This is a genomic window from Loktanella salsilacus (genome assembly GCF_900114485.1).
Lineage (GTDB): Bacteria > Pseudomonadota > Alphaproteobacteria > Rhodobacterales > Rhodobacteraceae > Loktanella > Loktanella salsilacus.
On the sequence record NZ_FOTF01000013.1, the window covers coordinates 20,816 to 39,656 of the forward strand.

The 18,841-nt window shown below is 57.5% G+C and carries 20 protein-coding genes; 5 read left to right on the forward strand and 15 right to left on the reverse strand.

The genetic code is table 11. The annotated features are described in order from the left end of the window. Window position 1: 1 nt before the first annotated feature. From BM131_RS12530 to BM131_RS12570, 9 genes are all read right to left on the reverse strand, one after another. Entirely contained in the window at window positions 2-838 is an 837-nt protein-coding gene (locus tag BM131_RS12530; protein WP_090189978.1) for a flagellin N-terminal helical domain-containing protein, read from the reverse strand. 129 nt (window positions 839-967) lie between these two features. Then, window positions 968-1,840, reverse strand: a complete 873-nt coding sequence (locus BM131_RS12535) for a flagellin N-terminal helical domain-containing protein (protein ID WP_090189980.1) — start codon at window positions 1,838-1,840, stop codon at window positions 968-970. 107 nt (window positions 1,841-1,947) lie between these two features. Further along, window positions 1,948-2,325: a hypothetical protein gene (locus BM131_RS12540; protein WP_090189982.1), complete on the reverse strand. Its 378-nt coding sequence runs from the start codon at window positions 2,323-2,325 to the stop codon at window positions 1,948-1,950. Beyond that, entirely contained in the window at window positions 2,322-2,624 is a 303-nt protein-coding gene (locus BM131_RS12545; RefSeq protein ID WP_090189984.1) for a rod-binding protein, read from the reverse strand. Before BM131_RS12545 ends, BM131_RS12540 begins: the two co-directional genes overlap by 4 nt. An 11-nt stretch (window positions 2,625-2,635) precedes the next feature. Continuing rightward, a complete protein-coding gene (locus BM131_RS12550; RefSeq protein ID WP_090189986.1) occupies window positions 2,636-3,736 on the reverse strand; it encodes a flagellar basal body P-ring protein FlgI in 1,101 nt (366 codons plus the stop codon). Window positions 3,737-3,751: 15 nt separating this feature from the next. Then, a complete protein-coding gene (locus BM131_RS12555) occupies window positions 3,752-4,780 on the reverse strand; it encodes a flagellin (RefSeq protein ID WP_090189987.1) in 1,029 nt (342 codons plus the stop codon). A gap of 56 nt (window positions 4,781-4,836) precedes the next feature. After that, window positions 4,837-6,255: a flagellar hook-associated protein FlgK gene (flgK, locus tag BM131_RS12560; protein ID WP_090189989.1), complete on the reverse strand. Its 1,419-nt coding sequence runs from the start codon at window positions 6,253-6,255 to the stop codon at window positions 4,837-4,839. A gap of 14 nt (window positions 6,256-6,269) precedes the next feature. Continuing rightward, window positions 6,270-7,538, reverse strand: coding sequence for a flagellar hook protein FlgE (locus BM131_RS12565; protein ID WP_090189992.1), 1,269 nt, complete (start codon window positions 7,536-7,538; stop codon window positions 6,270-6,272). Between the two features lie 101 nt (window positions 7,539-7,639). Next, entirely contained in the window at window positions 7,640-9,358 is a 1,719-nt protein-coding gene (locus tag BM131_RS12570) for a hypothetical protein (protein WP_139222624.1), read from the reverse strand. 151 nt (window positions 9,359-9,509) lie between these two features. On the opposite strand from BM131_RS12570, the gene flgF reads away from it, so the two are divergent. The 5 genes from flgF to BM131_RS12595 all read left to right on the forward strand — a co-directional run bounded on the left by flgF (window position 9,510) and on the right by BM131_RS12595 (window position 13,171). Continuing rightward, a complete protein-coding gene (gene flgF / locus BM131_RS12575; protein ID WP_090189997.1) occupies window positions 9,510-10,253 on the forward strand; it encodes a flagellar basal-body rod protein FlgF in 744 nt (247 codons plus the stop codon). 39 nt (window positions 10,254-10,292) lie between these two features. Next, a complete protein-coding gene (flgG, locus tag BM131_RS12580) occupies window positions 10,293-11,078 on the forward strand; it encodes a flagellar basal-body rod protein FlgG (protein WP_090189998.1) in 786 nt (261 codons plus the stop codon). Next, window positions 11,078-11,737 (forward strand): flagellar basal body P-ring formation chaperone FlgA, encoded by a 660-nt coding sequence (flgA, locus tag BM131_RS12585; protein WP_090189999.1) that lies wholly within the window; start codon window positions 11,078-11,080, stop codon window positions 11,735-11,737. Before flgG ends, flgA begins: the two co-directional genes overlap by 1 nt. Beyond that, entirely contained in the window at window positions 11,734-12,504 is a 771-nt protein-coding gene (locus BM131_RS12590) for a flagellar basal body L-ring protein FlgH (RefSeq protein ID WP_090190001.1), read from the forward strand. Before flgA ends, BM131_RS12590 begins: the two co-directional genes overlap by 4 nt. Window positions 12,505-12,586: 82 nt before the next feature. After that, window positions 12,587-13,171, forward strand: coding sequence for a hypothetical protein (locus BM131_RS12595; protein WP_090190003.1), 585 nt, complete (start codon window positions 12,587-12,589; stop codon window positions 13,169-13,171). A gap of 9 nt (window positions 13,172-13,180) precedes the next feature. Here the strand turns inward: BM131_RS12595 and BM131_RS12600 are convergent, their stop codons facing one another. From BM131_RS12600 to BM131_RS12625, 6 genes are all read right to left on the reverse strand, one after another. Beyond that, a complete protein-coding gene (locus tag BM131_RS12600; protein ID WP_090190005.1) occupies window positions 13,181-13,852 on the reverse strand; it encodes a flagellar hook assembly protein FlgD in 672 nt (223 codons plus the stop codon). An 11-nt stretch (window positions 13,853-13,863) separates the two neighbouring features. Further along, a complete protein-coding gene (locus tag BM131_RS12605) occupies window positions 13,864-15,093 on the reverse strand; it encodes a flagellar hook-length control protein FliK (protein ID WP_090190007.1) in 1,230 nt (409 codons plus the stop codon). A 42-nt stretch (window positions 15,094-15,135) separates the two neighbouring features. After that, a complete protein-coding gene (locus tag BM131_RS12610) occupies window positions 15,136-15,771 on the reverse strand; it encodes a hypothetical protein (protein WP_139222625.1) in 636 nt (211 codons plus the stop codon). A gap of 303 nt (window positions 15,772-16,074) precedes the next feature. Further along, window positions 16,075-16,995 (reverse strand): flagellar motor protein MotB, encoded by a 921-nt coding sequence (locus tag BM131_RS12615; RefSeq protein ID WP_245754234.1) that lies wholly within the window; start codon window positions 16,993-16,995, stop codon window positions 16,075-16,077. Between the two features lie 34 nt (window positions 16,996-17,029). Then, entirely contained in the window at window positions 17,030-17,464 is a 435-nt protein-coding gene (locus BM131_RS12620; RefSeq protein ID WP_090190012.1) for a Ros/MucR family transcriptional regulator, read from the reverse strand. A gap of 200 nt (window positions 17,465-17,664) precedes the next feature. Next, window positions 17,665-18,780 (reverse strand): hypothetical protein, encoded by a 1,116-nt coding sequence (locus BM131_RS12625; RefSeq protein ID WP_090190014.1) that lies wholly within the window; start codon window positions 18,778-18,780, stop codon window positions 17,665-17,667. Window positions 18,781-18,841: the final 61 nt, after the last annotated feature.

Consider the following 18,841-nt stretch of genomic DNA (forward strand, 5'->3'; position numbering starts at 1 on the left):
CTTATTTAAATAGGCTCAGAATGTTCTGCGGTGCTTGGTTTGCGATCGACAAGGACTGCGTCGCCAACTGCTGCTGCACCTGAAGGGACTGCAAACGCGCGGCTTCTTCTTCCATATCGGCGTCGATCATCGAACCCACGCCGGAATCCAGACGGTTGGTCAGCTCGCTTAGGAAGTTCTGCTGCGTCTCAATGGACTTTTCGGCAATACCAAGATCGGTGGCAGCGCCCGTTACCGTCGACAAGAAACCTTCGGCAGTTTGAAGTGCTGTCTGCAGATCCGCGGAGGATGTCGTATTATCGATGGAAAAAGCTTCAAAGCTTGCCTGAACAGCCTCAAGGTTCGTCGCGTCATACTTAATGACAGTCGTTGACAAAGAGCCACCAGAGCGGCTTACACCCGACACGATTTCTTTTGGACCCGACCCTGCAGCCGTTAGTAGATTCTCGCCATTGAAAGACGATTGTGCAATTGAAGTCTTCATCTGAGCGGCCAGCGACGACAATTCCTTTTGAATTGCATCTTGGTCAACGCCTTCAGTTTGGGCAAAAGCCAAGCGATCCACAAACTGCTGTGCCAAATCAACCATTGTTTCCGCACCAAGACGCCCCGTCGAAACAGAGTTTTTAGCCAGTGTCAGGCCGCTATTAATGGCTTTATTCATCCCGCTCTCGGAATCCATCGTGGTGGAGATCGAGAAATAAGAAGCGTTATCCTTCGCAGAATTCACCTTAAGGCCGGTCGAAATCCGGTTTTGCGTTTCGCCAAGCCGGTCATTAACGCCGCGCAATGTCGACAAGGCGTTCATCGCCGACGTATTGGTGAGGATCGAGGACATCGAAGTTTCCTTACTATTCTAGTAAAATTAAAGCTGTCATTCTGACAACCGCAAGCTGTGATCGGTCCCGACTTTGGAAGTGTTCCGGCCCCCAAGGGGGCCGGAGATGAGTTCGTCGTTCAGATTGGCTTAACGGAACAAGCTCAGGATGTTCTGCGGTGCCTGGTTTGCGATGGACAGAGATTGGGTAGAAAGCTGCTGCTGGACCTGCAGAGACTGCAAGCGTGCGGCCTCTTCTTCCATGTCCGCATCAACCATCGAGCCGACGCCGGAGTCGAGGCGGTCGGTCAGATTGCTTAGGAAGTCTTGCTGCGTTTCGATCTGCTTTTCAGCAATGCCCAGATCGGTTGCAGCACCTGTTGCAGCAGTCAGAAAGGCGTTCGCTGCTGTAAGCTTAGCCGCCATGGTCGTCGTAGCGTCTGAGACATCGATGTTTGCAAAGCTATCGTCAGAAGCAGCCGCACCAGGCCCAGTGACAACCGTTTCCAAATTAGTGGTTGTGAAGTTGATGTTGGTGGTTTCTAGGGTGGCACCGTTCCGGCTAACACCAGACACAACAGTACGAGCTGACGTTGCGGTGCTGCCGTTGCCAGCATCGCTGATCAGGTTTTGGCCGTTGAAGGAAGATTGTTTCACAGCGTTAGACATTTGCGCCGAAAGCGATTCCAGCTCTTTCTGAATGTCAGCCTTATTCACACCTTCGGTCTGTGCGAAAGCTACGCGGTCAACAAACTGCTGGGCCAAATCGACCAGAGTTTCTGCACCAAGACGTGCAGTCGCAACCGAGTTCTTCGACAAAGTCAGGCCTTCGCCAACAGCTTTGTTCATGCCGCTTTCCGACTTCATCGTTTCAGAGATGGAGAAATAGGAAGCGTTGTCCTTTGCCGAATTGACCTTCATGCCGGTCGAAATACGGGTTTGGGTGTCGTTCAAGTTCGAGTTCACGTTCCGCAACGTGGTCAGTGCGTTCATTGCGGAGTTGTTTGTGAGGATCGAAGACATGGTATATTCCAGACTATTCTTAGTTTAACATGTCGTCATTCTGACAACTGCGGTCTTTTACCGCGTACGTTCAACATCAATTAAGATTCAGACTTAATTGAGGCAGATTAGAAACTTTTATCGACCAATGTGCGGCCTATTGCAGAATTGTCACGCTTTGCACCGCTTGGGCCGTAAAGCCCCGCCGCGCTATGCCGTTTACGGGTATTAGAGACCTCTTGAATAATCTCTGCGGTCACTAATTGGGCTTGCTGAAGGTGCTGACTATCACGCACGATCAAATCTTTCAGCCCCTGCAGGACCTCTTTGCTAACCGATTGCGGATCGTCTTGTAACTGCTTTTCCAAAAGCGCGCTTAAGCGCGCTTTTTCAGCTGAAAACGTTACCACCTGCGCGAAATTACCGCTTTCAATCGCCGCAATCTCTTGCCGCAGAATCGATCCCAATGCGTCAATGGCGACCAGTACTTTACGTCGATCAGTCATAGATCCCGTCCTGTCCCATAACGCTGCATCGCCGATTCGATGCCTTTTGCGATGCCTGTCGAATTTTGGTCAGCGATACTTTTCCCGATGGCATTGGATAAAAAGCTACGCCACGTTTCTTCGGCATGGCCCCCGCCGAATTCGCCGATATTTACGGTCGAAAGCATTTCGTCGACCATTTGGCCTAAGAACATCGCTTCGAATTCCTTGGCCGACTGGGCCGTCAGCGCTGCGTTCTTATCGGCCGCGGGGGCCGGTTTGACCGCGAAGGCTGCCGCTGAAGGGGGGGGAAGTTCCATGGTCAAACTTCCTAAATTATTTCAAGATCGGCGTGCAGGGCACCTGCCGCTTTGATCGCTTGTAGGATCGAAATCGTCTCAGTTGCGCCGACGCCGATAGCGTTCAACCCGTCCACCAGTCGTTGCAGACTGACCGACCCGTCAATCACCGCAAATTTTGCATCGCGCTTTTCAACACCGACGGACGAATTGGGCACGATCACCGTGGTGCCGCCAATCGACAACGACTCTGGCTGGCTGACGTTAAAATCATCGCGCACCGTCACCGTTAGCCCGCCTTGGCTGACCGCGACGCGGTCGATGCGGACGTTTGCGCCAATCACGATTGTGCCGCTGCGGGCGTCGATGATGACCTTGGCCACCTGGTCAGGCTCGACCAAAAGCGGTTCGATATAGGCCATCATTTCCACCATCGACACTTTGCCGCTTAGCTCGATCGCGATGGTCCGTGAATCAATCGCCGTGGCAGCGCCCGGCAATTCCGCATTGATGACGCTTTCGACCCGCTTGGCGGTGACAAAATCAGGATTGCGCAGTGCCAAAAGGACACGGTCCAAATCGTTAAACGCAAAATCGACTTCGCGTTCAACGATGGCGCCATTCTCAATACGTGCGCCCGTCGGAACGCCTTCGACGATAGAGGCATTTAGACCCTGCGCCGCGTAGCCTGCGACCGCGATTGGGCCCTGCGCGACGGCATAGATCTCTCCATCTGCAGCCGACAATGGCGTCACGATCAAGGTGCCGCCGCGCAGCGACGACGCGTCACCAAGCGAGGACACAACGACGTCAATGGAAGCGCCTGCGCGCGCGAAAGGAGGCAGATCAGCGGTCACCATCACGGCGGCGGTATTGGCTGTGCGCATTTGGTCTTCGGTCAGGTTGCCGATGCCAAGGCGTTCCAACATCCCCTCTATCGCGCGCTGGGTGAAGGGAGAGTTACGCAAGGAATCCCCGGTGCCATTCAGACCGACGACAAGGCCATAGCCAACAAGTTGGTTCGACCGGACGCCTTCGACCGTCACAATATCCTTGATCCGCACCTGCGCCGTGGCAGGCAATGCCAGCGCAACGATAAGGCTGGTCAGCAAGAGTTTAAGCACCGCGTTCATCATCAGCCCCCTCGCCTACAAATAATTCAAGAAGGACAAACGCGAGAGCCGCGCCGTCACTGCATAACTGGATTCAAGCTGGTTCTGCAGCTGAGTCAGGCGGGTTGCGGCGTCGTATTGGTCCGCGCCCTCCAGCAGCAACTGTTCGCCGGCCAGCAGGCTGCCCCGGCTTTCCTGTGTCGCTATTGTATTCGCAAGCCGGGACCGGCTTAGGCCCGTGTTGGTCTCAAGCTCGGTCACGCCGGACAGGCCGCTTGCGATTGCGTTGCGCGCCTCGGTGATCCACGCATCGCGCGCGTCCGGGTCAGTGATCTGGCCGGAATCAACAGCGCTAAGCATCGCAAGTCCGCGCATCAGATCGCGCATCGCGGGGGCATTCGCCTGCGCGGGTTGCGCCATCGTTTCCGTGGTGGACACCCGCGCCGTCAACTGCGCACTTGACTGCCCATTCGCATCAAGCGTGGGGGAGCCGTTGTAGAAACTCGCCTCGAAATTACGCGACGGGTTCGCGGTGTCCGTGTCGGAAAACACGGCTTTCAGTGCGTCAATCTTGGACTGCACATCAGCCAAAGACGTCATCGGGCCGCTTAGGACATCGTCCACGATCCCGGCGGGCGACAGGCCCGTGCCCGGATTAATCTGGGTCCAACCCTGCAAGGGGCTGACATCGCTGCGCGTGCCGCTCATCAAAAAGCCCGATGAATCGCTGACCGCGCTACGTTCGATCAAAGTATCAAGCGCAGAGCGGGCGACCTGTGACAGCGACCCCGATCCTGCGCTGGTCAGCGCCACGAAAGACTGGTCCAGCACGTCCTGCGCCGTCTCTCGGATGGACCCTAGCGATGTTTCCACCGCCAAGAACCGCCGATCTAGCAGCGCATTGGACGCACTAAACCCGTCGTTGCGCACGATTTGCATGCGAATGGCGATGGCGTCTGCCGACTTATGCCCAAGCGCGTCAAGCGGCTGCGCCTTAAGGCCAGTCGTCGCTTCTTTGGACGCGTCAGAGATTTGATCCGCCAAGCGGCTCGTCGTCTCGCGCATCCGCAAACTTTGCAGTGCTGTTGATACAGACCTTGAAATTTCAGTCACTGTTCATCTCACACGGCATTCAAAAGGGTGTCGATCATGTCCGATAGACTGCTTAGCACCTGCGAATTGGCACCGTAGCTTTGCTCGATCTCCAGCAGCTTTTGCAGTTCGGTGTCGATATTGACGCCTTCCACCATGCTGCGGCCATCCTCAAACGTGGCAAGGCGGATGGACGCCGTCCCGGCCTGACTATCGGCGCTGACGCGAATGTTGTGCTGCGCCCCGACCATGCTAGAGGCCAGATCGCCCAGACGCGCCGAACTGCCCAGCCCGGCCGCTGTCGCGATGGGGCGGGCGGTATCGAAGGCCCCGATAAACGCATTAATCTGGGCCGTTGCGCCAGCGTCGCCGGGCGTTGCAGCAGACATACCGTCCCGCAGACGCCACAGGGCACCGCCCGTTTCAGGGCGCACGTTGGCATTGATGCCAAGCCGGCCCGCCAACCCGTCGCTTTGCGCCGGATCAAAGGCCGCGCCGCCATCAGTAAACAGACCCGGCTGCCCCGCGGTCAGCGAGCTATCCGCATCTTGAAAACTCTCAACCAGCCCGCGCGCCAGCTCGTCCTGCTGCAGCTTCATCTGCGGAATGACGTTGGACAGCATCTGGCTTAGCCCCGCCATCCGGCCAGAGGTGATGCCCCGGTTGCCCGGTTGGTTTGGCGTAATATCCGTACCATCAGCGAAAAGCGTGCCGCTTTGCGTATCGACCGTCAGCCGCGCTGCATCCGTCCCGCTAACAAGCTCGGTGCCGCCAGCAGTGAACAGGGTCAGGGTGCCGCTGGATTCCCAACGCGATTGGAAATCCATCTGGCTGCCCAGTGCATCCAGTCGCATGTTCATCTCGTCCATCAGACCGCTAAAGCTGGGCGATCCAATGCTTTGCCCGCGCAGCTGCGCATTCAGGTTTGCGATGTCTGATAGGGCAGAATTGACTTCCGTTGCAGCACTTTGAAAGCTGGCAGCTGCCTGCGTGCGGCTGCTTTCAAGCGCATTTGACGCCGTGTTTAAGCTGCGCACCAACGTATCGGCCCGCGCCAGCACATCGGCCTGCACCGAGGCGCTGGAAGGGTTGTTGGCCAGCAGATCAAGGCCCGCCTGAAAATCCGCCATCCGCGCCGCAGGAGAGATTTCGTCGCCGATATCGCCCAAAGTCGACAGATAGCCACGCAGCACTTCGCCGGTAACATTGGCCTGTCCCAATTGCGCACTGGCGCCGCGCGACATCGCCGCAAGCCGTTCGTCGACTTGCCGCGCCATGCGCAGATCGACCGTCTGCCCGCCTGTTCCGCCGCTGCTGACCTGCGTGCCCTCGCGCCGGGTATAACCCGCCGTGGATGCGTTCGCGATATTGCTCGCGACCATATCCGCCCGCGCCTCGGTGACGCGCAGGCCGCTGCTGGCAGAGTTGAAGGCAGAGGAGATGCTCATTCAAACGTTCCGGATCAGCGCTTGATACGCAGGGTTTCGTCCAGCATTTCGTCGCTGGTCGTGATGATCTTGGCATTCGACGAATAAGCGCGCTGGGTCTGGATCAGATCAGTCAGCTCTTGCGCGATATCGACGTTTGACCCTTCCAACACACCGCTACTGACGCTGCCCACGCCGTTCGACATCGCCTTGTTCAAGGTCACCGATCCGGATTCGAGCGTCGCAATATAGGCGTTGCCGTTGACGGACCGCATCTGGTCGGGGTTGGTGACATTGGCCACCGGGATTTCAAACAAAGCGCGGCGCTGCCCGTTGTCGAAAACACCGTACAGCACGCCCGTATCGCTCATCTCGGCGCGCACAAGGCTGCCAGTTTCTGTGCCGTCGTCGGTAAAGGCGGCGGGCGTCTGGTCGCCTGCAAACTGCGTCATACCGTCAAAGCTGCCCGGCGCGCCCAGCGAAATACTGATCTGCTGCGGCGCCGCGCCATTGTTGATGGTCAGGTTCACGGTGCCAGTGGCCGGGTCCATCGGCAGACCGTTCGACACATAGCTGGCCGGGCTGCCCGCATTCGCGCCGCTGTCGTTGAAATTCACGGTGGCACTGCCGTAGTTCGTTCCGGCGTCATCAGCGACGTTCACCGTCCACTGGTTAGGCGTCGCGCTAGGCTGCCAAGACAGATTCAGCTTTTCCGATCCGCCCAACTGGTTGACGTAGCGCATGGTCGACACGAACGGCGCGCTTGGCGTGGCAAGGCCCGTTTCTTGCGCTGGCATGTTACCGGACACACCGATTTCTGTGCTGGGGGCACCGGGGATTTGATAGCTCGCAATATTGACCGTGCTCAGATCGCCAAAGCCGGTGCTGCTGACCGCCCCTGTCGCGCCAGCAGCGTCGGTCGGAAAGCCGCTTAGGAAATAGCCTGCGGCGTTGCGCAGGTTGCCGTTCTGATCCGGGGTGAAAGAACCCGCGCGGGTCAGATAGTAGTTTGATTCGACGGGATCGTTCACATTCCGTGACACCACGAAAAAGCCATCGCCCTGCACCGCCAAATCAGTCGAACGTCCGGTGCTGACCAGACTACCGTTCGACGACACATCGGCGCGGGTTGTCGACAAAACACCAGCCTGCGTGCTGTTGGTGTTCTGCGTGACAAACTCGGAAAACGTACGGCGATAGCCGACAGTATTCGCGTTCGCGATATTGCTCGAGATGTTTTCAACCTTGGAGGAGTTGGCCTGCAACCCACTGACCCCGGTTTGCAGGGCGCTGGTAATGCTCATGACTTACTTCCGTCTTTTTGGTGTTATTCTTGGTTTATACTTTAGTAACACTTTATCAAGAATAGTTAGCAAGGATAAACTTTTCTGCATCGTCATAAATGTCACTGGTCCACCGATCCTTCGCGGACTTCTGTGACGGTGTTTAGGACACGATCAGCGTTATCCATACTCAGCCGCATCATTTCGGTGCTGAGAAGTGCCGCGTCAGGCGCCCCTTCTAGCAAGCCCGTTGCAAGCTCTTCCCAACCGGGCAGATCAGTCAGCGACGGAAAGGCGGTGGCGGTGCGGCGCACCGTATCCATGTCGCCCATCTGATAGGCCGCCAACGTCAGCCGCGTGGCATCAGCAAAGGTGAATTGCGCGGGATAGGTTTTCCATAGCCCGTCCAGCGCCTGCTGCGCCGCGCTCCAACTGCCGCTTTCATAAAGCGCCACCGCGCGGCCGCGGCGCGAATCGATATCCAGTGCGAGAACGCGCAACTCTGCCAACTCATCCGACCGGCCTGCCTTGCTCAGGGCTTGGATCAGCAGCCGCTTCATTTGGGGGTCGGCTTCTTGCTGATCGCCAAAGCTGATCAGCAGATCAACCGCCGCATCCGCCTGCCCGCCCGCCAGCAACGCCTCTGCTTCACTACGGCGCAAACGGTTGATCAAGGCAGGATCAAGCACGGACTGGCCCATACTATCCGCACTTTCAGCAACCGCACGCAGCCCCTGAAACTCGCGTGCGGCAAGGGCCGTCATGCCCGTATCAAGCAGCGACTGCGGCAGGGCAAAGGCGCTCTCGACGACGCCCTCTTCTAGTCCCCAGCGGGTCATGATGGCGGCGTGCCCGTCCAGAAAGGCGTCCAAAGACACGTCGCCTGCGGCCCCTGCCCTGTAAAAATCGCTGATCACAGAAAGCGCATGCTGCCGGGCTTGTTCCGCTTCTGCCGGGGCATCAGCCGTCGTCATGACACGCTGCAACGCCCACAGCGCGGCCTGCATATCGCCCAGTTCAGCAGCGTATTGCGCCAACAGTGCCGTGCCCTGCTTAGCAAAAGCATCGCCGCTCCAAGACCAGCGCGCCGCTTTCAGCAAGGCAACGGCGTCCTGCAGCGGCAAGGTTTCAGTGCGCAAGCCCAACTCTACAATCGCCAGCCGCGCCCGGTGGGCGTAAACATCGCGCCCCTGCGCGGCTTCGGCGTAGCCATCAAAGGCCGTCAGCAGATCACCCGACAGCTCTGACGCGCGCGCCAATAGGAACCGGTAGGCAGCTGAATCGCGCAGCTCTGGATGGTCCGAAAAATAGGACGCCAGCTCTTTTGCAGCGTCCCAATTGTCAGCCGCGAGCGCCGCCTCAAGCAGGTCGGGCAGAATAGCGGCGGCGATTGCATTAGACAGCGTTGGCAGTCCCGCGACGGCGGCGGGCAACTCATTGGACACATCCGAATCCATCCGCGCCATCGCGGCGACGCGCAAGGCCGCACCTTGGCTCCACCCCTCTGACTGGGCAATCGCTGACCCCAAATCCGAGTCATACCCTAGAAGGTCTAGCGAAAGCCGGATGCTATGATACCGCGCCATTGATGGCGCATCTAATTCGTCTGGCTTGATCGCCAACAGATAATCCGACGCTTCCGCCCGCAACATCTGCGCCAAGTGAAGCTCTGCCAGATCAAGATAGATGCCAGCGCGCTCTGCTTTTTCAAGCGGCCCCTGATCAGCAACTGCCAGGGCAGACAACGCGACCATCAACGCGCGCCGTTCGATCAAAAGATCCCGCGCCCCCCATTTGGACAAATTCAGATCACCGAACGCTGTCGCAGGTTGACCCGCCACAGGGGCGGCCAACAGCCATGACGCAACAAGGATAGAGCACAGTATTCGCATATATAGATGAACAAACGCAGTTTATACTTGCAATTAACCATCCCATGTTGCACGTATTCTAACAACAATCCATGCTATATTTGATATTGTAGGGCCAACCATGAGTGAAAGCAGCTATATCGGCCTGTCCTTGGCGTCATCGCTGCAACGGCAGCTCGACATCACGGCCAACAATATCGCGAACGCCAACACCGCCGGTTACAAGGGCGAGCATGTGGTGTTTGAAAGCTATCTGCAAAAGAACGTACCAATCGGGCAAGACGCCGCTTCATTTGTAAATGATAGCGGGTCTTACATCGACACACAGGCCGGGGCGCTGTCTCAGACGGGCAATCCGCTTGATGTGGCCTTGAACGGCGAAGGCTGGTTCAGCTATCGCACGCCGGAAGGTCAACAAGCCTTTGGCCGCGATGGCAGCTTTACGCTCGATACGCAGGGCAATCTGGTCATGATGTCAGGCGCAAGCGTCCTGAACGAAGGCGGCGCGCCCATCGTCCTGCCGACCGAAGGTATCGGAGAGATCAGCATTTCCGACGACGGCACGATTTCCGGCATCGGCACCGGGCCGCTGGACAAGATCGGCGTCTTCAACATCCCCGACATCCAAAGCTACGCGCGCATCGGCTCTAACATGTTGACCGCGCCCGAAGGGGCCCCAGCCCCGCAAGCAGCGCAAGGCACGCAGGTCATCCAAGGCTCGCTAGAGCTAAGCAACGTCAACCCGATCCGGGAAATGACCCGGCTGATCGACGTGCAGCGCGCGTACGAGCGGACGAACACCCTGATGGGCAATGCAGACACCCTGCGCAGCGATGCGCTGCGGCGGATTTCTCAGGCGGTTTAGGCCACACGGCTTAACCCCTGACATGAAAGGACTGACACGATGAAGGCACTCAGCATCGCCGCGACCGGTATGATGGCGCAGCAGACCAACGTGGACGTCATTTCCAACAATATCGCCAACGCAAACACGACAGGCTTTAAATCCAGCCGCGCGGCATTTCAGGACCTGATCTATCAATCCATGCAACGCGAAGGGGCCCTGACGTCGGAATCAGGCACCGCCCGCCCCGTTGGCATCGACATCGGCCTTGGCGTGCAAACCGTCGGGACTGTCCGCCTGAACACGCAAGGCGGCATGCTGGCGACTGAAAACTCGCTGAACGTCGCCCTTGATGGGCGCGGCTATTTTTCCGTCATCATGCCCGATGGCAGCCAAGCCTATACCCGCGACGGGTCGTTCCAGCTGTCCGCCGAAGGCGAGATTGTGACGATGCAAGGCTATCAGGTCGATCCCGGCCTCGTGGTCCCCGAAAACACCACGGCGGTCGAAATCAGCGAACAGGGCCTTGTGATGGCCTATGTCGAAAACGATCCCGTCCCCGTAGAGCTGGGCCAGCTTAGCATCGCGACCTTTATCAACGAACCCGGCATGCGCCCGGTTGGGAATAACCTTCTGCTGGCCACCGATGCCTCTGGCGAAGCGCAGACTGTGAACCCCGGCGATCCCGGTGCAGGACTGGTGCGGCAAGGCTACCTTGAGGCGTCAAACGTTAACGTCATCCAGCAGATTACCGACCTCATCTCGGCGCAGCGCGCCTACGAGATGAACTCGAAATCCATCGAGACCGCTGACCAGATGATGACCTCGGCGAACCAGATCCGATAATGCGGGTTCTGGCGATCATATGGCTGACGCTTCTGGCGTTGGCGCACCCCGCGCTGGCCGCCCCCGTCGACGTGCTGATCGAAGAGCGCGCCCGCGCGGATTATGCCGCCGATCTGCCAGACGGCTCGGAATTCGATATCATTCTGGCAGAACAGCCGCAGGCCGATGTCGTCACGCTGGCAGAGTTCTGGATGGACGTGCCGACGGGCAAATTTCTGGTCAACGCCGTGCTCAGCAACGGCACCATACAACGCCTTAGCGGCCTTGCCGTCGTATCAATCCCCGTACCCGTCCCAAATCGCCGCATCCTGCCGGATGAGATTATCAGCGAAGACGATTTGGTATCGGCGAACCTGCCGATGGGCCAGGTCGGCGGCTATATCGTCACCACGACCGACGACGTGATCGGCAAACAGGTCCGCCGGATGCTGTCGCCGGGCCGGCCTATTCAGGCGCAATCCATCATTCAGCCTTTGATCATCGCGCGGGGCGACCGCGTCGATATCGTGTTCAGCGACGGGCTTTTGTCCCTGTCGTCCCCCGGACGCGCCCTGGGCGATGCACATCGCGGGCAAGAGGTCCGCATCGTAAACCTTGTTAGCAATAAAACGGTCACTGCCATCGCCACCGGCGACGGCACCGTGGAGATCCTTCGATGACATCCCTGCCCTACCGCGCTGCCGTGTTCGCTGCTGTGTCCGCGCTTACCCTGACCGCCTGCAACCGCGCCGAACAGTTCGACCGCGACCCAAAAACGTCAGAGCTGGTTGTCGACAGTGTCACGATCCCCGAAGTCGCCCGCATTCAGGTGCCCATGCCTGCCATCATGGCGGAACCGCCTCGCACCGGCAGCGCAAAAGCATCCCTGTTTTCAGCTCGCCAAGAGCCGCTGTTCGCCGATCAGCGCGCCGATGATGTCGGCGATATTGTCACGGTCCTGATCAAAATCAGCGACAGCGCACGTCTGCGCAATTCGTCCGATCGCCAGCGCGACGGCAGCGGCTCTGTCGGCTTCCCGACCTTCTTTGGCTACGGGGCCAAAATCGCCTCTATCCTGCCGGGTATCAGCCGCAGCGACCTGCCAACCGGCGACATTGTCGACGTCAGCTCTCAGATGCAGGCCAGCGGATCGGGCGCGATCAACCGCAACGAAGAAATCGACCTGAAGGTCGCGGCACTGGTCATCGAAAAGCTGCCAAACGGCACGCTGGTCGTCGCCGGGCGTCAAGAAATCAAGGTGAATGACGAGCTGCGTGAACTGCGCATGGCCGGCATCGTCCGCCCCGCCGACATCTTGAACGACAATACAATTTCCTACGAAAAAATCGCCGAGGCGCGCATCGCCTACGGCGGACGCGGCAGCCTGTCGCGCACCCAAGAACGCAGCTACGGCGAAGACGCCATGGATGTGATCCTGCCTTACTAATCGCAATAAGGACACAATGTCAGGCCACGGCTGCCGCAATTGCTGCGTAATCCAATCGATGTCTTCTTAGGAAAGGTCGATTGTGAAAAAGATTGCAATCGCGGTCGTGGCCCTCCCCCTGACGTGTTTAGGGGCAGGCTATGCTGCGGGTCTCGCGCTTATTCCAACCACGCCCCCCGCTGCATCTGTGCAGGAAGACGTTGTGCAAGATCAACAGCTTGACGCTGAAGTCGATGACACGCATGGCGATACACCTACCGCGCATGACGCTAGTGCCGATGCATCAGCAGACACCCACGCCAGCAGCGAACAAGACCCCCTGAACCCTTATACGCTGGCAGAAGATCGCACCGTCATTCGACTGGGACAAATGACGATTCCCGTCGAAAAGCTGCATAGCGTGTCCTATGTCGTCGCGGATTTCGCACTCAAGCTGACGGATATCGAAACGGCCGACCGCTATGCTCGCGTCGAAGAAGCGACGCGCATCCGTGACGCGCTACTGACAGCAATGAATGTCGCGGCTGAAACTGCGGTCTTGCGTAGCGTCGCAATCGATAGCGATGCCTTGTCGGACATGATCCTTGGCCTGCTGCGCAAAAACTACGACGGCATCGACGAAGTGCTTTTCGTCTCGCTTTATAAACAAGACGTTGCGCGGCTGTAACGCGTCGCCTTACAGGACCGAACGCACGACCTGAGACAGAACAGTCTCGCCATTGCTCAACTGCAACTCTGGCCCGCGCGCGGTAAAGTTCACGCGCTCTACCCCGGCTGTTGTCAGACTGGTGGCCGCAATCGGATCACCGTTCACGTCAGTCGCTGCAATCTCGATCCGGAAATTGCCCGGCGGCGTCGGTAGACCGACAGCGTCGCGCCGATCCCATGCCACATCGATCAATTCACCATCTGCCACGGATGATCCGGTCAACTCTCTGACCAAACTGCCCTCTTGCGAATAGATGCGGATCTTGACGTCGGTCGCACCCGGCTCAACCTGATAGCTAAGCGGGAATTCAGTATCAGTCATCGTGACCTGGCTAGACGGCACCAACACATTGCGACCAATCATCTGCATGTCCGACATCGCGCCCATCGTCGCCAGCATGCTGCTGATCGATTCCAAGTTTGCGTTCGTCGAAATGCTTTGCTCGACCTGCGTTAGCTGCGCCAGTTGCGACACAAATTGCGTGGAATCGACAGGCTCTAAAGGGTCCTGATTTGATATTTGCGCGGTCAAAAGTGTCAGAAAGCTGTTGTAGCTTTCCTGCAGTTCGGTTGAGGATACTTGAGACGCCGACTGTGTCGTCGTTCCGGTTAGGCCGCTTGCAAGGGTCGCGTTGATCATCGTCTTACCTTTCAGGTGAGAATATCAAGCAAGCCAGAGCCGCCAGTCACCCGCGCCGCGGGGACCGGACTTGCGTCCGCTTCTTGTTCAGGTGCGAAATTGGTCAGCAAAGGCGACTCAGGTTGCTGTTGGTTCTGACGGCCGCGATCGTCGAATGTCTGGAAATCCAGATCAGTGTTTTCCATCGCAATGCCGCGCGATTGCAAAGCATCAAGAAGCTGGTCTTTATCATGCCGCAAAACGTGCAGCACCGATGCGGTTTCCGCCGTCATGGCGATTTGCATGCGCCCTGTTTCGGTCCGGATGACCTCGATCTCGATGTCGCCCATGCCGTAGGGCGACAGGGAAAAGCGAAACTTTGAATCGCCTAAATCGGCGGTGCGGATCTGTTGGCCAACATGTTGCCGCAACTGATCATCGGGCGACGGCGCGTGATGCGGCGCGGCCATCGGGGTCGGCGCGACGCGCTGCATGTCCTGCGGCAGCGGTACCTGCCCCGGCACAGCGGCAGATATATCGCGCAGCAACCCGTCTTGAACGGGCCCCGATACATTAACCGCAACAGCCTTTGCCACGCCGACGGTCATATCAGGCGTAAAGTTTTCCGTCCGCACAGCTGCTTTGTCAGTCAAAGGTCGATCCATGCCGGCAAGCTGGGTTTCAGCGACCGCTGCAGCGTCCAGACTTGCTGCCCCCTGCGATATCGCAAGCGCGGCAATACCCGCTCGCTTTGCAGCAGCAGGCTCAACCGCAACCTCTCTTGCAACCAAAGGCACCCCGGCAGACGCGATACTCAGCTGGCTGATGGTTGTTGCAATCGGAAAGGCCTGCGCAATGCGGTCCTGCAATGCCGTCACAAGCGCGGGGTCCGCGATTTGCGATACCGCATCCATGTCTTCCAAGCTGGCAACTGGCTTTTCACCAAGTGCGGCGGCAAATGCGGCCAAAACGTCCTTGGGTTTTACATCGTCACCGCTCGATTGAAGCGCTGCGATGGTATGATCAAGAAGCCCCGTCAGCCCATCGGCAGTCGTCACGTCGAAATCGCTCAACGCCACCTCGCCGCCTTGGGCTTCATCACCCAGTCCGGCTTCTGCCAGACCGGGTGATGTTTGGGCAAGTTGCGGCTCTGCTGGCCTTTGCAATAGTGCTGCAAATTCCGACGTTTTCCCGGACTGGGATGCAGGTGCCCCGCTCGCCGCCAACTGCGGGGTCGCAGCCGGCATGGCGAAGGAAATCATTGTGCGCCTGCCGGCAAGAGGCTCGGCACGGCCGCGTATTTGTCAGGAAATGCCGACATTGCCGCGCACTGCAGACATTGAGACATAGGCGAGCCCATCACAGACCAGCGATTTCAGGCGCAGCGTCCATTGGTTCAGCATCAGCTTTGAATCGAAATTCATCAGTGCGGCCAAAGATGGGGCCACCGCATTCACGCCGTCATGCTCTAGGCGGTGCACCGACAGGATTGCTGGCGGCGTATCCAAGAACAGGCAATCGGCGTCGGCGGGCTGCGCCCAATACTGCGCCAGAACCGCGCTTAGGCCAGCGCGGAATGCTGCGGGCTCAAGACCCAGTTGCGCCATGGCATCCGATTGCGCCGCCTTGTAATAGGCCAGCCCAAGCGCATAAAGCACACTGTCTTCATCGACGAGCGGGAACATCCCGCGGCCAATGACATGCAGAAGAACTTCGCCAACGATGGTGCCGGCGGCATGGGAAATATTGGCAAATGCGTTTTCATTCCGAACAATGACAAGCGAGCCATAAGGAACGTGAGCGTCCAGCTCTTCTGCAAGGACATCACCAAGACTGATACCCGGAATGCATTCAATGTCGTCGGGCATGACCGACGGATCGGCGGACCAACCCTGAACTTGAAAAATAGAGGTTTGAACCGGTACGAGCGCCTGGATCAACAACTTTAACTTGTTACTGTCATCTGCACGGTCTGCGCAGCACGCACCCTTCCAGATGCCATGGATAAGCGTTTTTTCCTGCATTTACTGCCTCGTTTTGGACATTCTGTCCTTGTTAAACCCAAGCTATTATTTTTTTTATGCTTGGCACTCGTTTATTAACTAATCTTTAGATTGCATACACAACCACGTCAACAACCGTGCAAAAAAGATGCAGAAAAAAGTCAGAAATGCGGCAGTTTTAACTAAAACCAAGTTAGTTTTTAACCAAATTTTAATAAAATCGTGCAGCGAATGCCGCCTTCAGTCCGCTTGGAAAACAAGCCGGATCGAGATGCGGCGGTTTTCTGGCGCAAAAAGATCCGCCGTATCGATGGGCTGCGTATCCGCAACACCAGAGATGCGCATGAACCGCGCCGGGGCGATACCAGCTGCAATCAAGGTGCGACGCGTCGCATTGGCGCGGTCCGCCGACAGTTCCCAGTTTGTGTAACCATTGTCGCTACCATAAGTTGCGGCATCCGTGTGCCCCACAATCTCGACCGGCTGGGATTGGGCGGCGATCACGTCGCCGATAGCCAGCAGCAACTCACGGGTCTTTGCGCTAACCTCTGCACTGCCGCTAGCAAACAGCGATCGTTCGTCCTGATCCAGAACCTGTACAGTCAGCGCGCCGTTCGATTTTTCAAGGCGCACATTGCGCGCAAGATCACTCAGCGCTGCGTCAGAATTGATCCGCTCTGCGATTTCGTCGGCCATCTGGTCGATTTCAAGGCGGCGCAGGTCTGCTGCCTTCTCGGCGGCAGCATCTTCGGGATTAGAAGGCTCTTCACTGTCCAGATATTCGACCACAAACTCTGGTGGGTTGTCGCGCAGACGGCTGTCAAACACCATCATGGGGTTATCGCGCCCAAAGCTAGGCACCTTTACCGATCCAGTCACGTCTTGCGCCCCGGTCAGGATGCCCGGTGCCGCAAGCGGGCGCAAATCAGACGCCGCATCCGAAGACGTCCCATTGTCAGACAGGGTTGGCGTGAAGTAATTTGCCAGCCCCCGCAGCTTTTCCTCGTCCGAGGCAGCAAGGATCCAAAGCAACAAGAAGAACGCCATCATGGCAGTCATGAAGTCGGCATAGGCGACCTTCCAGCCGCCGCCGTGATGCGCATGACCACCTTCTTCGTCATAGCGCTTAATGACGATTATCGCGTTCTTCTTGTTGGTCAAAACCGTGTCCTCACATGCGCTGTAGTCAGACTGATCAGTTGATCTCAGCGTTTTTGTCGGACGTTTCGCGGCTGTACGTGCCCAGACCAGACTGCTTGGCGTAATCGGCTTTGCGCTTGCTATAGCTTGGCGCGACCAGCGGCACATCAGCGTTCAGGTTGAACATGACGCGGTACTCTTCTTCGCTTAGGCCATGTTCAGCACCGATATGGCGCTTCAACATCTTAAAGCCCTTGCCGCAGCACAAACAGTAGATGGTGTCTTGCGTCATGGCCTGCTCTGCCGGGACGGCAGGAATGGCCAGCATTTTGCTTGATAGCGCTTTAGCCACTTCTGCAGGACCAGCCTGAAGCCGCGCGACCAGTGTGATAATATCGTCAATCGAAACATCAGACCGGCTTGCAAAGCCGGCGACGATTGTTGCGATCGCGTCTTCGTTCAAAACGTTTTTCATAGAATAATTTGACATAAAGGCGACGTCCTCGAAAAATTAATCTTGCCTTCTGCAAGTGCCATATAGACCGGAGGCGGATGCTCCGCCGAATAAAGCGCAAAGATAGATCTATCTCCGCTTGGTTTCAGTAGCACGATTCGGGTTATCTTTGAAACACAACAAGCATTGCCAAGCATCTTTTCGCCTAACCTGTGTTCATTTCCGCCGCGAGATCGTCATGGCCGTGCGTGTGCGACCACCCCTTGATCCAAGGGCCGCGCAGCATCCCGGGCGGCGGTTTCGGACGCGACGGCCTGCGTGAAAACCATGCTAAAGAAGCTGGTAATGACCATCCCCGCGACCGCGATCAGCGGGATGTGGAAGTTTTTCTTTAGCTTTGCGCGAAACCCGGTCTGGCGCGGCAAGATCGCAAAATCATCTTCCGGCTCGTCCGACTTGGCGTCGGCTTCTACCGGCACAAGCGCGCCGAACTCTACGAACACACCGCGCGGCATGACGGCGACCTGCACCTTGCGGCGCCCGCAGTTGTCCGAAAATCCAGCTGGGAACAGCTCTATCGGGATATCGATGACCATCTTATCCTTCGGATGCCACCGCGCTGGCAGAATGCTGCGCGGAATGTAGATCGATGAAAAATCATCCCGCAGCGCAATTTCGCGCACCAATGTCGGCACGGTAGGCACGGGAAAGTCAGGCTTGTCCGCAATCCGGATACGCCCACCGACCAGCCACATCTCTAGACTGACATAAAAGCTTTCTTCGACAGCAACCTCTTCGCTGGACACATATCCAACCGGCGGACCCGCCTGCGGTGCGCGCTTCTTTGGCGTGTTTTTAAAGCCAAAAGCAAAGATCTTGTCCGTCCGAACCCGCATCGACAGGCTACCGTCGTCAACGCGCTTGGCGCGCATCAGCTTGTCAAAGTCCAGATTTTCTTCGCGGGCGAAGTTGTAATTGATCAGATAGTCGTCTGCCGTCTCGCGCAGGCTGCCGCTGTCCTGAATCGACTTCAGCAGCGCGTTCTCTTCTGAAAACAGCAAGCGGCGCGCGGGATGACCTTCGACCTGCGGGCTGACGGCAAAGGCACCAACGGGGCGATCCAGAATTTCGGAAACGCGCGCAAAAATTGCTGACTCTTCATCATCATGGAACACGACAAACTCGCAAAGGCCCGCCGCATCCATGCAAAGCAGCAAACGCACCTCAACAGGCCAGCCCGGCGACAAAAGCGCCAGCTCCTCTGGGTCGACGAAATAGACGAAGGCGTCCGGCTCTGGCAGCAGTTCTTGTGCGCCCCGGTCCAGACCGTCAACTGATAAGTCACTATGCATTAGAGAAATCCATGCCTTTTTCTATTTAATACTTGTTTGCGCTCCATCACTCAAGGATAAA